At 68.7% G+C, this 13482-nt stretch carries 14 protein-coding genes and 1 pseudogene; 9 read left to right on the top strand and 6 right to left on the bottom strand.

From position 1 onward, the window contains the following. Window positions 1–118: 118 nt before the first annotated feature. The 3 genes from G4D87_RS38935 (at window position 119) to kdd (ending at window position 3319) form a co-directional block, all read left to right on the top strand. Window positions 119–1075 carry a uracil-DNA glycosylase gene (locus tag G4D87_RS38935; RefSeq protein ID WP_176409410.1) on the top strand — a complete coding sequence of 319 codons (957 nt, stop codon included), beginning with the start codon at window positions 119–121 and terminating at the stop codon, window positions 1073–1075. Between the two features lie 28 nt (window positions 1076–1103). After that, complete coding sequence (locus G4D87_RS21265; RefSeq protein WP_163783889.1) at window positions 1104–2111, top strand: alpha/beta hydrolase; 1008 nt, start codon at window positions 1104–1106, stop codon at window positions 2109–2111. Between the two features lie 176 nt (window positions 2112–2287). Beyond that, window positions 2288–3319, top strand: a complete 1032-nt coding sequence (gene kdd / locus G4D87_RS21260; protein WP_163783888.1) for an L-erythro-3,5-diaminohexanoate dehydrogenase — start codon at window positions 2288–2290, stop codon at window positions 3317–3319. 21 nt (window positions 3320–3340) lie between these two features. On the opposite strand, the gene G4D87_RS21255 is transcribed toward kdd, so the two are convergent. Both G4D87_RS21255 and G4D87_RS21250 read right to left on the bottom strand, forming a co-directional pair. Continuing rightward, window positions 3341–3949 (bottom strand): ankyrin repeat domain-containing protein, encoded by a 609-nt coding sequence (locus G4D87_RS21255; protein WP_163783887.1) that lies wholly within the window; start codon window positions 3947–3949, stop codon window positions 3341–3343. Between the two features lie 177 nt (window positions 3950–4126). Continuing rightward, entirely contained in the window at window positions 4127–5662 is a 1536-nt protein-coding gene (locus tag G4D87_RS21250; protein WP_163783886.1) for a catalase, read from the bottom strand. A 261-nt stretch (window positions 5663–5923) separates the two neighbouring features. On the opposite strand from G4D87_RS21250, the gene kamD reads away from it, so the two are divergent. From kamD to G4D87_RS21220, 6 genes are all read left to right on the top strand, one after another. Continuing rightward, window positions 5924–7474: a lysine 5,6-aminomutase subunit alpha gene (kamD, locus tag G4D87_RS21245; protein WP_163783885.1), complete on the top strand. Its 1551-nt coding sequence runs from the start codon at window positions 5924–5926 to the stop codon at window positions 7472–7474. After that, complete coding sequence (locus G4D87_RS21240; RefSeq protein WP_163783884.1) at window positions 7471–7950, top strand: hypothetical protein; 480 nt, start codon at window positions 7471–7473, stop codon at window positions 7948–7950. The genes kamD and G4D87_RS21240 overlap by 4 nt, the downstream gene beginning before the upstream one ends. Window positions 7951–7954: 4 nt before the next feature. Continuing rightward, window positions 7955–8740 (top strand): lysine 5,6-aminomutase subunit beta, encoded by a 786-nt coding sequence (kamE, locus tag G4D87_RS21235; protein ID WP_163783883.1) that lies wholly within the window; start codon window positions 7955–7957, stop codon window positions 8738–8740. After that, window positions 8737–9135, top strand: coding sequence for a 3-aminobutyryl-CoA ammonia lyase (gene kal, locus G4D87_RS21230; RefSeq protein ID WP_205507666.1), 399 nt, complete (start codon window positions 8737–8739; stop codon window positions 9133–9135). Before kamE ends, kal begins: the two co-directional genes overlap by 4 nt. Continuing rightward, a complete protein-coding gene (gene kce / locus G4D87_RS21225; protein ID WP_163783882.1) occupies window positions 9132–9959 on the top strand; it encodes a 3-keto-5-aminohexanoate cleavage enzyme in 828 nt (275 codons plus the stop codon). Before kal ends, kce begins: the two co-directional genes overlap by 4 nt. 205 nt (window positions 9960–10164) lie before the next feature. Next, window positions 10165–10542, top strand: coding sequence for a DUSAM domain-containing protein (locus G4D87_RS21220; protein ID WP_163783881.1), 378 nt, complete (start codon window positions 10165–10167; stop codon window positions 10540–10542). A 398-nt stretch (window positions 10543–10940) separates the two neighbouring features. Here the strand turns inward: G4D87_RS21220 and G4D87_RS21215 are convergent, their stop codons facing one another. The 4 genes and pseudogenes from G4D87_RS21215 to G4D87_RS21200 form a co-directional block, all read right to left on the bottom strand. After that, window positions 10941–11321, bottom strand: a complete 381-nt coding sequence (locus tag G4D87_RS21215; protein WP_163783880.1) for a DUSAM domain-containing protein — start codon at window positions 11319–11321, stop codon at window positions 10941–10943. Between the two features lie 3 nt (window positions 11322–11324). Beyond that, a complete protein-coding gene (locus G4D87_RS21210) occupies window positions 11325–11762 on the bottom strand; it encodes a hypothetical protein (protein WP_176409419.1) in 438 nt (145 codons plus the stop codon). Between the two features lie 171 nt (window positions 11763–11933). After that, a complete protein-coding gene (locus G4D87_RS21205; RefSeq protein ID WP_240358467.1) occupies window positions 11934–12836 on the bottom strand; it encodes a DUF2381 family protein in 903 nt (300 codons plus the stop codon). A gap of 47 nt (window positions 12837–12883) precedes the next feature. After that, window positions 12884–13482 (bottom strand): annotated as a pseudogene (locus G4D87_RS21200) (serine/threonine-protein kinase); the annotation flags it as partial.

Raw genomic sequence — 13482 nt, 5'->3', positions numbered from 1 at the left:
GCAGGGTGGGGTAGGACTCCGGGCGTGGGCCTGGAACGGCGCTGGCGGGAGGCGAACAGCCGGCTCGGGCGTCCGCTTCCTTGCGCATGGGCGCCACGTCCGATACCGATCCAGGACCGTGATTGATGATACGCCCGAGGCCTCGCAGGACCTGAGCGCCCTGCTGGACGATGTGCGCCGCCACCTCCTCTGGCAGGAGGAGGCCGCTGGCCGGGTGCTGATGATTGACGCCAAGGCGGCGCTCGAGCTCCAGCGCTCGGCTCCCTCCTTGCGCGCGCGCTTCGCTCGGACGCAGGGGACCGCGGACGCCGCGCCTCAACCTCGCCCCGAGGCACCGCCGGCCCGGGTGCCGCCTCCGTCCACGCCTCCTGCTCGCCCCGAGGCGCCGCTGCCCCGCCCGCCGCTGGCGAGCCCGGCGCCACGGACGCCGGGCGCGGGGATGCGTGTGGATGCGCCGCCGCCAGCGTCGCGACCCGCTGGCGCCCTGCCAGGGACAGCGAACGGCGAGCGGCCGACGCTGGACGAGGTTCGCCGGGAGCTGGGCGACTGCCAGCGCTGCAAGCTGTGCTCGACGCGGAAGAACCTCGTGTTCGGCTCGGGCAACCCCCGCGCGGAGCTGGTGTTCGTGGGCGAGGGCCCGGGAGAGCACGAGGACCTGCAGGGCGTGCCCTTCGTCGGCGCGGCTGGCGACCTGCTGACGAAGATGATTGGCGCGATGGGCTACCGCCGCGATGACGTCTACATCTGCAACGTCGTGAAGTGCCGACCACCGGGGAACCGCAACCCGGAGCCGGAGGAGATTGCCTCCTGCGAGCCCTTCCTGCGCGCGCAGCTGGCCGCCATCCAGCCCAAGGTGGTGGTGGCGCTGGGCAAGTTCGCGGCGCAGACGCTGCTGCGGGACAGCACGCCCATTACCCGCCTGCGCGGCAACTGGCGCACCTACGAAGGCATCCAGCTGATGCCCACCTTCCACCCGGCGTACCTCCTGCGCAGCCCGGCGGAGAAGCGCAAGGCGTGGGAGGACCTCCAGGCGGTGATGAAGGCGCTGGGGAAGCAACCCGGTTCGCGCGCGTAGCCGCGGGCCCGATGAAGGGAATGCACGGATGAATGGATTGCTGGAGTCGAATGAGCTGCTGTCGCCCGCGCTGGAGTCGAACCCGCTGGGGGACCCGGCTCGCCGCAACCTCACCGTGTACCTCCCGCCGGGCTACGGCGCGGATGACCGGCGCTACCCCGTCGTCTACTTCCTGCATGCCTTCGGCAACAGCGGCGGCTCGTGGACGAACGCCTCGGGCTTCGCGCCCACCGTCCCTCAGCGCCTGGACGCGCTCGTCGAGTCGGGCGCGATTCCGCCCGTCATCGGCGTCTTCCCGGATGCCTGGACGTCGCTGGGCGGCAGTCAGTGGGTGAACAGCGACGCCATTGGCCGGTACCGCGACTACCTGACCAAGGACGTGGTGGGCTTCGTGGACCGCACCTACCGCACCCTGCCGAAGGCGGCCTCGCGCGCCGTGGTGGGGCACAGCTCCGGTGGGTACGGCGCGCTGGTGATGGGCCGATACCACCCGGACCTCTTCTCCCACGTGGGCGCGCATGCCGCGGATGCCTACTTCGAATACTGCTACCTGCCGGACCTGCCGAAGGCCGCGGCGGCGCTGCTGAAGGCGGGCGGCGTGGAGGCGTGGCACGCCGAGTTCCGGGCGCGCGTGAGTGAGACGAAGATGCGCGGCGATGACTTCCCGGTGGTGAACGTCCTGGCCATGGCCGCCGCGTACTCGCCGAAGAAGGGCGAGCCGCTCAACGTCGAGCTGCCCTTCGACGCGAACACGGGCCGGCTGCGGCTGGACGTATGGAACCGGTGGCTGGTGCACGACCCGGTGCGCTTCGTGCCCAAGTTCATGGACGCGTTCCGGAAGCTGAAGACGGTGTACCTGGACTGTGGGACGCGCGACGAGTTCAACATCCGCTGGGGCACGCGGATGCTCGCGGAGGAGTTCGAGAAGGCGGGCGTGGACCGCGTCCACGAGGAGTTCGAGGACGGCCACTCCGGTGTGTCGTACCGCTTCGCGCGCTCGCTATCCGTCCTGGTGCCGAACCTGGCACAGGACTGACGTGACGGGGCCAGGGCCCTTCGCGCGGTGGTCGGGATGCCCGCTGGGGGACGCCCCGGCCCACCGCGCGTGACGTGGCGCTGGCCTTTTCCCTGTCCGAGCGGGTAGACGCCTGCCTGGGTGCGCCCCGCCGTTGCGGGGGCCGGGCGCCCGACAACCTTCAGGGAGACGGGAACATGAGCATCGACCTCTACGGGCTGTCTCGCGTCGTCGGCGAGAAGGGCGTGCTGCCCCAGCGCGCGAAGCAGTTGGACCCTGCGCTGCCGTGCCGGGAGTCCGAGCTGCTCATCGACGTGGAGAGCCTCAACATCGACGCCGCGTCCTTCAAGCAGATCAAGGGCGAGGTGGGCGGCGACGCGAAGCGCATTGGCGAGCGCATCCAGGAAATCGTCCGCGAGCGGGGGAAGATGCAGAACCCCGTGACGGGCTCGGGCGGCATGTTGATTGGCCGCGTGAAGGAGCTGGGCGCGAAGCACCCCGCGCGCGAGCTGCTCAAGGTGGGCGACCGCATCGCCACGCTGGTGAGCCTGACGCTGACGCCCCTGGTCATCGAAGAGGTGAAGGCGGTGCACGCGGACATCGACCGCGTGGACATCCGCGGCCACGCGCTCCTGTTCGCCAGCGGCATCTACGCGAAGCTGCCCTCGGACATGCCGGACACGCTGGCGCTCGCGGCGCTGGACGTGTGTGGCGCGCCCGCGCTGGTGGCTCGGCACGTGCGGCCGGGCATGACGGTGGCGGTGCTGGGCGCGGGCAAGAGCGGGGCGCTGTGTCTGGCGCAGGCGCGGCGCAACCTGGAGAGCCGGGGCAAGCTGCTGGCGCTCGACGTGTCCCAGGGCGCGCTGGACCTGCTGTCCAGCATTGGCCTGTGTGACGTGGCCCTGAAGGTGGACGCCACGCAGGGCGTGGACGTCATGGAGGCCGTGAGCCAGGCGACGGACGGTCAGCTCTGCGACCTGGTGGTCAACTGCGCCAGCGTGGGCAACACGGAGATGGCCACCATCCTGTCGGTGAAGGACGGCGGCACGGCCATCTTCTTCTCCATGGCCACCAGCTTCACCACGGCGGCCCTGGGCGCCGAGGGCGTGGGCAAGGACGTCACCATGGTGGTGGGCAACGGCTACGTGCCCGGACACGCCGCGCTGACGCTGGACCTGCTGCGCACCGAGCCGGAGCTGCTCCAGCTCTTCGGCACGCGGTACGTCTAGCCGCCGGGCTGCGCCTTCCTGTCATCGCGCCGAGGCGGAGGTCTCCGGCGCGGTGGGCACGGGCGCGCGGGGCTCCTGCGTGCGCGCCCAGTCCTGGGCGCTCCGGCCGCTGCCATCGCGCACGTCGGGCGAAGCGCCCTGCTGGCGGAGCTGGTCCACCACCTCCTCGCGGCCGAACAGGGACGCGAACATCAGCGCCGTCTGTCCGAAGCGGTTGCGCTGGTCCACCGCGCAGGGCTGCTGATTGAGCAGCCCGACGATGTCCGCATATCCCTTGAAGGCCGCGCCCATGAGCGCGGTGTTGCCGTTGTTGTCACCAGCGCACGCATCCGCGCCCCCGGCGAGCAGGGCGCGCACCGTGTCCGCATGCCCGTGGTACGCGGCGAGGATGAGCGGCGAGAAGCCGCGCGCATCCCGCGCCTCCACCGGCGTCCCCGCCTGGACGAGCCCGGCGACGATGTCCGTCTCTCCGGCACGGGCGGCGGCCAGCAGGTAGCGCTCCGCCTCGCTCGTGGCCAGCAGGCGCCCTTGCTGCGCGGGCGTGGCGCGCAGGGACATCCACGCGGCCGTCAACACCCCGGCACCCAGCATCACCAGGCCCAGCGTTCCCAGCAGCAGCTTGCAAATCATGACGGACTCCAGGAGAGAGGGGCCTGCTCCCGCTGAGGGAAGGCCGGGATGTGACGGGCGGCGAGCGGGGGGGAAGTCGCCAGGCGGCCACCACACCCCGGCCTTCTCCCAGGGGGAGTGGCCGGAAGCGCCGGGCCCTGGCGGAGACAGCCCTGCCGGGGCCCGGAGAAGAACGAATCAGGGGGCGGCGAGCGTGGCCACGGCGGCCTTGGCGTCGTCCACCTTCACGCTGACCGCCTTGGCCAGGCGGGTGCCGTAGTCGGGGTTGGCCATGAAGAAGTGGCCCACCATGCGCGCCTTCACCTTGGCGTCTCGCACCTGGTTCAGGTCCGCGGCCAGGTTCTTGATGAGGCGGTCCTTCCCGCCCGCGTCGAGCGCCAGATAGAAGGCGCCGGCCTGCGCGAAGTTGTCCGTCTTGGTGATGCCCCGCTGCTGCGTGGTGCCGCTGAGCGGCGCGTTGGAGAAGAGGTACTGCGGCGCGTCCTGCGTCTCACGGGTGACGCTGGGCTCGTAGTTCACATCCGACTTCGTGTTGGCGAAGTTCATGCTGCCCGCCTGGCTGTTGTTGTTCACCGTGGCGCGGGCGCGGTTGATGGGCAGCGACTGGTAGTTGGCGCCCACGCGGTAGCGCTGGGTGTCCGCGTAGGAGAACAGGCGGCCCTGCAGGAGGCGGTCCTCGGAGGGCTCGATGCCGGGGGGCTGCACGCCGGGCGAGAAGGCCGCCTGCTCGGTCTCCTCGAAGAAGTTGTCGGGCATCTTGTTGAGCGTGAACTTGCCCAGCTTGATGGAGGGCACCTGCGCCTCGGGCCAGATCTTCGTCGCGTCGAGCGGGTCGAAGCTGAACGTGTCCAGCTCCTTGGGGTCCAACACCTGCGCGCTCAGCTCCCACGAGGGGAACTTGCGCGCGCCAATGGAGGCATAGAGGTCCGTGGTGGCGTGCTGGTGGTCCTCGCCGACCACGCGCGCGGCCTCCTCGGCGGTGAGGCTCTTCACGCCCTGCTGCGAGGCCCAGTTGAACTTGACGTACTTGTACTCGCCCTTCGCGTTGACGAACTTGAAGGCGTGCACGCCGTGCCCGTTCATCTGGCGGAAGTTCGCCGGGATGCCGAGGTCCGAGTACACCTGCGTGAGCATGTGCGTGGACTCGGGCTGGTGCGAGAAGAAGTCGAAGAAGCGGTGCGGGTCCTGCTTGTTCGTCACCGGCGACGGCTTCAGCGAGTGCACCATGTCCGGGAACTTGATGGCGTCGCGGATGAAGAAGACGGGCAGGTTGTTGCCGACCAGGTCCCAGTTGCCCTCGTCCGTGTAGAACTTGAGCGCGAAGCCGCGAGGATCTCGCAGCGTCTCCGGCGAGCCCGACGGATGGATGACCGTGGAGAAGCGCACGAACATCGGCGTCTTCTTGCCCTTCGCGGAGAAGAGGGACGCGCGCGTCAGCTTGGAGAAGTCGCCGTAGCTCTCGAAGGTGCCGTGGGCGCCGGCGCCGCGGGCGTGGACCACGCGCTCGGGGATCCGCTCACGGTCAAAGCGCGCCAGCTTCTCGATGAGGTGGAAGTCCTCCAGGAGGATGCCGCCACGCGGGCCGGCCGTCTTGGAGCTCTGGTTGGTCCCCACGGGGGAGCCGGTGTCCGTCGTCAGGGGAGGGGGCGTCGCGGCAACGGCGGCCGAGCCGCCAAAGAGAATGGCGGTCAGAAGCAGGGAGCGGGTTTGCAAGGGATTCTCCTTGTCTCAGGGGGTCAGGCAGTCCCGTCCTGAGCAGCCGCCATGCCACTGCGCGAGGCTCAATGATTCCAGCAGGTTATCCGTGGTGTTCAGGAGCGCCCACCGAAGGGTCGGTGCAATCACCGTCCTGTCGGTGTGCGAGATCACCGGCCGTTCGGTGCAGTGAGTCCAGAACCGATAATGCGGTGCGGCAATGTCGCACAGGTGTGCATCGGCGCTACCGGCGCTCGTTCGGGCGGGTAAGGTGCGTCCATGCCAGGCCCGTTCATTGAAGACGCGCGGATTGCAAATGCGCGCAAGCTGGCGGACGAAATCGTCAACCCGATCTTCGACCTCATCCGCCGTAACACCACTGTATCGACCGAGCGCACCGTGTTGCGCTTCTTCGGCCTCTCTGGAGCTGGCGCGCGGGGCGTGCCGCTCGCCAACCTGATGGTGGACAAGCTGAAGGCCGCCGGGGTCCTCAACAAGGGGGCCGCCTACTGGTATGGCCGCGCGCTGCAATTGGGCGCGAAGAGCCCGCTGGAGGCCGTGGAGCGGCTGACGGCGCTCCCCACGGAGAAGCTGGCCCCGTTGTCGCCCGAGCAGGAGCACAACCTCCGCGAGGAGGTGCGCGCGGAGGCCCGCGCCGCGCTCGACGACTTGAAGGCGCGCATCGCCCAGCGGGAAGAACTCCAGAAGGAGTTCCCCATGCCCCCCACGCCGCACAAGTACGTCATCGTGGCCACGGGCAACATCTACGACGACGTGGACCAGGCGCGCGCGGCGGCCCAGGCGGGCGCGGACGTCATCGCCGTCATCCGGTCCACGGCGCAGTCGCTGCTGGACTACGTGCCCCACGGCGCGACGACGGAGGGCTACGGCGGCACCTACGCCACCCAGGAGAACTTCCGCATCATGCGCGAGGCCCTGGACGACGAGAGCCGCAAGCTCAAGCGCTACGTCCAGCTCACCAACTACTCGTCCGGCCTCTGCATGTCGGAGATCGCCTTCTGCGCGGCCTACGAGAAGCTGGACATGCTGCTCAACGACGCGATGTACGGAATCCTCTTCCGTGACATCAACATGCGGCGCACGTTCATCGACCAGTACTTCAGCCGCCGCATCTGCGCCCTGGCCGGCATCATCATCAACACCGGCGAGGACAACTACATCACCACCGCGGACGCGTACGACGCGGCCCACACCGTCATCGCCAGCCAGTTCATCAACGAGTGCTTCGCCAAGCGCGCGGGCCTCAAGGACTGGCAGTTGGGCATTGGCCACGCCTACGAAATCGACCCGTACCGCGAGGACACGCTGCTGCTGGAGCTGTCCCAGGCCATGCTGGTGCGCCGCTGCTTCCCGGACGCGCCGCTGAAGTACATGCCGCCCACCAAGCACAAGGAGACGGACATCTTCTTCAGCCACGCGTACGACGTAATGTCGAACCTGGTGGCCATGTGGACGCGGCAGGGCATCCAACTGCTGGGCATGATGACGGAGGCCATGCACACGCCGCTCCTGGCGGACCGCTACGTGGCGCTCAAGTCCGCGGCCTACATCCACCGCGCGGCGCGGGGCATCGACGAGGAGTTCACCGTCCGGGAGGACGGGAAGATCGCCAACCGGGCCCGCGAGGTGTTCGCCCGGGCGGAGCAGCTGCTCCAGGAGTGCCGCGACGAGGGCATGGTGACCGCCATCGGCCGGGGCCACTTCGGTGACGTGAAGCGCGAGGAGACCGGCGGCAAGGGCCTCGACGGCGTGCTGGAGAAGGCGCCGGACTATTTCAATCCGTTCCTGGAACTCCTGGAGGCGCAGTGATGCTCGGTTCAATCCTAGCCATGGTTCTCACCGCGGGCGGCTCCGCGGACGCGCTGGCGCAGGTCCAGGTGAAGAACGTGTCCCTCCAGGTTCCCGCCTCGTGGAGCCGCTCCGAGGACGCGGGGACGTACAAGTTCCAGGCGCCCAGCGGGGACGCCTACTTCCTGGTGGACGTGGGCGCCGTGCAGACGGCGGGCATGAAGGCCCAGACGTGCGTGGACAAGATTGTCGCGTCCATTGGCGGCAAGGGCTGGGAGCGCCTGAAGGTGGGCGCCCAGCCGGCGGCGAAGCGTCAGGAGACGGACGTGGCGCCGGATGGCAGTGGCGCGGTGGACTCCGTGACGTATGTGGGCTGCGACGGAAGGACGACGTGGTCCGTCGTCTTCTACCTGGAGCAGACGAAGAAGGAGCGGTTCGCGCCGCTGGCCCAGAAGGTGGGCTCCAGCGTCAAGATTCAGCGGGCCGGGGGGAAGTGAGCCGATGGTGAAGCCGAGCAAGCAGATCATCCGTCCCTACGGCGACCGGCGGGACGACGGCGTGGTGCAGCTGTCGTTCACCCTGCCGGTGCCGTTGTCCGAGAAGGCCAAGGAAGCCGCCGCCGTCTTCACGAAGAAGATGGGCTTCACCGACGTGAAGGTGGCCGCCGCCGAGCGCGCCGCGGACGCCTATACCTTCTTCATCGTCTATGCCCGTTCGGCCGTCGCGCTGGACTACGCCGAAATCGACGTGCCCGAAGTCGTCGTGAAGAAGATGTCCTTCGACGACCTCAACGCCTTCATCAAGGAGAAGGTGAAGCGGCGCATCGTGGTGTTCGGCGCGTGCACGGGCACGGACACGCACACGGTGGGCATCGACGCCATCCTCAACATGAAGGGCTACGCGGGCGACTACGGCCTGGAGCGCTACCCCGGGTTCGAGGCCTTCAACCTGGGCAGCCAGGTGCCGAACGAGGACCTCATCAAGAAGGCCCTGGCGCGCAACGCGGACGCCATCCTGGTCAGCCAGGTCGTCACCCAGCGCGACGTGCACAAGGACAACTCGCGGCACTTCATTGACGCCGCGAAGGCCGCCGGCATCCACGGGAAGGTCCAGCTGCTGCTGGGTGGGCCCCGGGTGGACCACAAGCTGGCGCTGGAGCTGGGCTTCGACGCCGGCTTCGGGCCCGGCACGAAGCCGTCCGACGTGGCCAACTACATTGTCCACGCGCTCCTGAAGAAGGAAGGCAAGGAGCCGCAGGACGCGCACTCCCAGGGGGAGCCCCAGTGAGCGTGGGAACGAAGGCGGTCATCCGGCTGCGCATGAGCAGCCACGACGCGCACTACGGCGGCAACCTGGTGGACGGCGCGCGCATGCTGGGCCTCTTCGGCGACGTGGCCACGGAGCTGTGCATCCGCGGCGACGGGGACGAGGGCCTGTTTCGCGCCTATGACGCCGTGGAGTTCCTGGCCCCGGTGTACGCGGGGGACTTCATCGAGGCGGAGGGCGAAATCGTCAGCGCCGGCAATACGTCGCGGAAGATGCGCTTCGAGGCGCGCAAGGTCATCAAGCCGCGGCCGGACGTGAATGACTCGGCGGCGGACGTGCTGGCGGAGCCGGTGGTGGTGTGCCGGGCCTCGGGGACGTGCGTGGTGCCCAAGGACAAGCAGCGAGGCACGAAATGAGCACGCCCATGGTCATCACCGCGGCCCTGGTGGGCGCGGAGACGACGCGCGAGCAGACGCCGCACCTGCCCATCACCGCGGAGGAGATCGCCGAGGACGCCGCGCGCTGCCGCGAGGCTGGCGCGGCGATGGTGCACATTCACGTGCGCACGCCGGACGGCAAGCCGTCCCAGGACGCGGAGCTGTTCCGGGCGGCCATCCGCGCCATCCGCAAGCGCACGGACGTGCTCATCCAGACGTCCACGGGCGGCGCGGTGGGCATGACGGTGGACCAGCGCTGCGGGCCGCTGACGCTCACCGGCGAGGACCGGCCGGACATGGCCACCTTGACGACGGGCACGGTGAACTTCGGCGAGGAGGTCTTCTGGAATCCCCGGCCGCTGGTGCGTGACATCGCCAGGCGCATCCGGGACATGGGGCTGCGGCCGGAGCTGGAGTGCTTCGACGTGGGCATGATTGACGAGGCCCGCTACCTGGCGAAGGAGGGGCTGGTGGACCTGCCGGCGCACTTCGACTTCGTGCTCGGGGTGCCGGGCACGCTGCAGCCGCGGCCGGAGGTGCTGGACTTCATGATTGCCTCGCTGCCTGAAGGCTCCACCTGGACGGTGGCGGGCGTGGGCCGGCACCAGCTGGCCTACGTGGACGAGGCGGCGAAGCGGGGCGGCAACGCGCGCGTGGGCCTGGAGGACAACATCTACCTGTCCAAGGGCGTGCTCGCGAAGGGCAACTGGGAACTCGTCGCCGAGGCGGCGAAGCGCGCGCGTGCGCATGGCCGCGAGCCGGCGACGCCGGAGCAGGCGCGCCAACTGTTGCGGTTGTCGTAGCACCGCCGAACATCGTCGTGACGGCCGCCGCCCGAGTCCTGCCGGGCGGCGCTCGTCACTGGAGCGTTTGTGCTGGCGCTTGTCTCCGGGCGTTTGGGTCAAGTCTGTCATTCATGTCCAGGCAGACGCATTGGATTGACCTGTTCTGCCTCTTAAGCAACGAGAGTGGCCCTTCGGGGACTGTCACCCCCGTTAGGAGCGCTACATGCCCAGCCAACGCGATTGGGACGCGGTCAAAGACCTGAGCCGCCGGATCACGGACCCAGTACAACCCTTCCTCACTGCCGAAACGCGCGCCCTTGTCCAATCCACGGCGCACGACGTGGGGATTCCGCCCGGCGAGACAGCGCGTGCGCTTCAGAATGACGAAAGCGCCGCTGTCCTCGTCAAGGAGATTGCATCCCGAATCACCGCCGGGTCGCGGCGCCTTTCTTGCGTATTGGTGGAAGTAGACCGACGCCGGGATGCTGGGGACTTGGATGGCGCTCGCCAACTGCTGAATGACGTGCTGGCTGTAGAGGTCGTGCCGCACTACCAGGACATCGTGCATGTTTACCTCAAGGCGCTGGACGACGAGCAGTGAATGACCGCTGGTGCGTGACATCGCCAGGCGCATTCGGGCAATCGGGCTTCAACCGCGAGCAGGTCCAGCAAAGGCGCGCGCGGTATCAAGTTCACCTTCCTCCTGACGCATGGTGGCTTCAGTGATGAAGTTGCTCCGGTTCCGTGGATACCCGAGCTGTGATTGAACGGGTTGCCGATGTCGGCACCGGAGTGAGGCGCCTGTCCTCCCGCCAGAACACGGGAGCTTGATGTTGCCGAGGATGATGGGGTGCTTGCCGCCCTCCGCTCACAGCGTCAGGGTGAACGTGCCTCGGAGCCAGGCGTGGTGCCGCCCGTGGAATTGGCGCCTCCTGAAATGGGAGACGACGGCTCCTGCGTGCGACGGGGGCGCGGCGTCAGTCGTGCCCCCGTTGTGGTTCAGGGCTCATCTTCGAGGTCTTCGAGTTGGCCTTGTGCCGTCTCGCGGTAGAGGGGAACAACCTCCACCGCGAGCACATCGCGCATTTCCTGGCGAGCGCTGTCGAAGTCTCCGGCTTGCTTGTGCTTGTACATCCGGTGGAGCGCGTCCACGAGCCTGCTAGAGCCCTCCCGGATGCGGCGCGCGGACTCTCGCAGGAGTTCGAGAGCCCCCGCTTCCGTCATGAGCGCGCGCGCTGCGTCGGTGTCGCTGATGCCCACCTCGGGCGCGGTGCGTTTCAGAAGGTCACGCACGTCTGCGGTAAGAGCGAAAGGTTCGCCCTCTCGCAGTACGCGGCGAGCCAGGGCGCGAATGGGGTCCCAGTCGATTTCGTCCGTCACGAGCTAGTCCCCCCGCTTTTGAGGGCGGCACTTGTTGATTGGCCACTCATGTTGTCCCTTGCAGTACTCGAAACAGGAGAAGCAGTGCCCCTTCCAACCCTGTGTTTTGCAATCGCCGTAAGCCCGGATGCACTCCCGTTTCCACTCGGGCAGGTTGGCGTTGTGAGAGTCGTCCCATTCGGCGGGCGCGTCTTCCTCCTCGGCTATCTCCTCCATGGCCGTCTTGACGCCTGCCATGTGCGCGGCGGCTTCGCTCGCGGTGAGGCCGCACGCTTCGGGCATGCTGGGGTTGCGCTGGATGCAGCACGTCACGGTGTCGGTACAGGTTGCCAGCGCATAGGCGTCGCGGCGGCTGGCAGTGCCGGTGGCGCTGCTGGAGCAACCCAACGACAGGGCGACCCAGAGCCACAACAGGTTGGTCTTGTTGTTCCGCTTTGTCATGATAAGCGGAATAGTAGTTGATCGGTTCCATGCGTCTATCACCCTGGATGAGTAGTCCATGGGGGGCCAGACCCCTCAGTTGGGCCTGTCCCGGTTCCGGGGATTCTCGCGCTGCGATTGAGCGGGTTGCCGATGTCGGCAGCGGAGTGAGGCGCCTATCCTCCCGCCAGCTCACGGGAGCTCGATGTTGCCGAGGATGATGGGGCGCTTGCCGCCCTCCGCCCACAGCGTCAGGGTGAAGGGGCCTCGCGGCGCGCCTTCCACGGGCTCGGTCTCCACCAAGACGCTCATCTCCTCGCCGGGGTTGATGGCGGTGGGTGCCCACACCCGCGCGACCTTCAACTCCGCGCCATCCGGCCCCACCAGGGCCGCGCCGGTGGCCTGCCAGGGCTTCACGCCCAGCGGGTTCTTCAGGTCCACCACCACCAGAGTGCTCTTGGCCCGGAAGGTCAGCGCGGATCGGAGCACCAGGCTGTTCCTCGCGTGCTCCCGGACGTCCAGGGACTCTCCTGCGACGACGCCGGTGCGGTCCATGTCGCCACCCACCCACAGCCCTGTCAGCCCGTCAGGGCACGCCTGCGCTGCCTTCAACCGCGCATTCTCCTCTCGCAGCTCTTGAAGCGCCCGTTGGGTCTCCCGTAGCTCCCGCTGGAGAGACACGGCCGTGCGGGCTCGCCGGAAGAGCTCCACCTGCCGTTCGGCCCGCGCGGGCGTCGCCACGACAAGTTGGAGCGTGGCCTGGGTGGGGACCGCGCCGTCCGCGAAGGAGACGGTCAGCGTGGTGCGGGACTCGTCGGCCACCGGCTCCTCGGGCACCAGGATGAGGAGCTCGCCATCCACCACCTTCCGGTAGCGTCCCGGTCCGGACGACTCCGCGCGTGCCAGGGGCGTGTCGAAGCGCAGCACCGTGGCGACCCCCTCTCCGACCCGGATTTCAGGGGGCCGTCCGCACCGCTCCGCGCCCAATTCAATGGGGCGCTCCGCCGGGTCTCGGCAGGAGGCGGGCTCGGCGCGCGCGGGCGCCGCCGCCAGCAGTACAGCGAGGGCAAGAGAGATGGGCAGTGGCGTGGGCACGGACAATCACTTCCCTGGCGGGCGGAACGCGCCGGTGGCGGAGGGCACTATTCGAAGCGATTCACGGCGTAGAGACTGGCGGTGTTGCTGACCGTGGCGGCGCCCGGGCCTGGGTCGCGCCCCTTCCGTCGGAGGCCGCGCACGCCGCGCTGCTCGACCATCTCCAGGCACACGGGGATGAAGTCCCCTCCACGCGTGTAGGCTTCGGTGAAGCGACCATAGACGCGGTCGGCGAAGATGAGTTCGCCCACGGCCTTGCCTGAGGTCAGGGTTCCGAATCGCAGTCCAAGCTCGACCTGGACACGGCCCTCGCGGACGGGGACAGGTTCGCCGAAGCGCTTGTCGTCGACGAAGGCGAGGCTGGTGGCGTCCCCGATGTCAATGCCGGCGCGCTTCATGGCCGCCAGCGCGCCGGGCGGGCAGGGCTCTCCTGGAGGCGGAGGCCGCACCTGTGGGCCGCTGGGGCAGCCCAGGCCCGAGCAGGCGGCGACGGCCACCAGGGTCCGGGTTGCTGCCTTGAGTGCCCGCGTGCTGGCGGCGGGCTGCGGGGGAATCGTCACGCTGTCGGGCATCTGCTTCACGGGGAGCTCTTCCTTCTTCGGGTGCGCCACCTCGGCGGTGACGGCCGCGAGGGTGGGCCCGGGAC

Source organism: Myxococcus vastator (assembly GCF_010894475.1).
Classification (GTDB): domain Bacteria; phylum Myxococcota; class Myxococcia; order Myxococcales; family Myxococcaceae; genus Myxococcus; species Myxococcus vastator.
This window is presented reverse-complemented; position numbering and strand designations above follow the sequence as displayed.

Bases quoted from the DNA above. Each gene is read 5' to 3' on its own strand.
- G4D87_RS21265 (WP_163783889.1), top strand. From the start codon at position 1,104: ATGAATGGATTGCTGGAGTCGAATGAGCTGCTGTCGCCCGCGCTGGAG.
- kdd (WP_163783888.1), top strand. From the start codon at position 2,288: ATGAGCATCGACCTCTACGGGCTGTCTCGCGTCGTCGGCGAGAAGGGC.
- G4D87_RS21255 (WP_163783887.1), bottom strand. From the start codon at position 3,949: ATGATTTGCAAGCTGCTGCTGGGAACGCTGGGCCTGGTGATGCTGGGT.
- kamD (WP_163783885.1), top strand. From the start codon at position 5,924: ATGCCAGGCCCGTTCATTGAAGACGCGCGGATTGCAAATGCGCGCAAG.
- kamE (WP_163783883.1), top strand. From the start codon at position 7,955: ATGGTGAAGCCGAGCAAGCAGATCATCCGTCCCTACGGCGACCGGCGG.
- kce (WP_163783882.1), top strand. From the start codon at position 9,132: ATGAGCACGCCCATGGTCATCACCGCGGCCCTGGTGGGCGCGGAGACG.
- G4D87_RS21220 (WP_163783881.1), top strand. From the start codon at position 10,165: ATGCCCAGCCAACGCGATTGGGACGCGGTCAAAGACCTGAGCCGCCGG.
- G4D87_RS21210 (WP_176409419.1), bottom strand. From the start codon at position 11,762: ATGACAAAGCGGAACAACAAGACCAACCTGTTGTGGCTCTGGGTCGCC.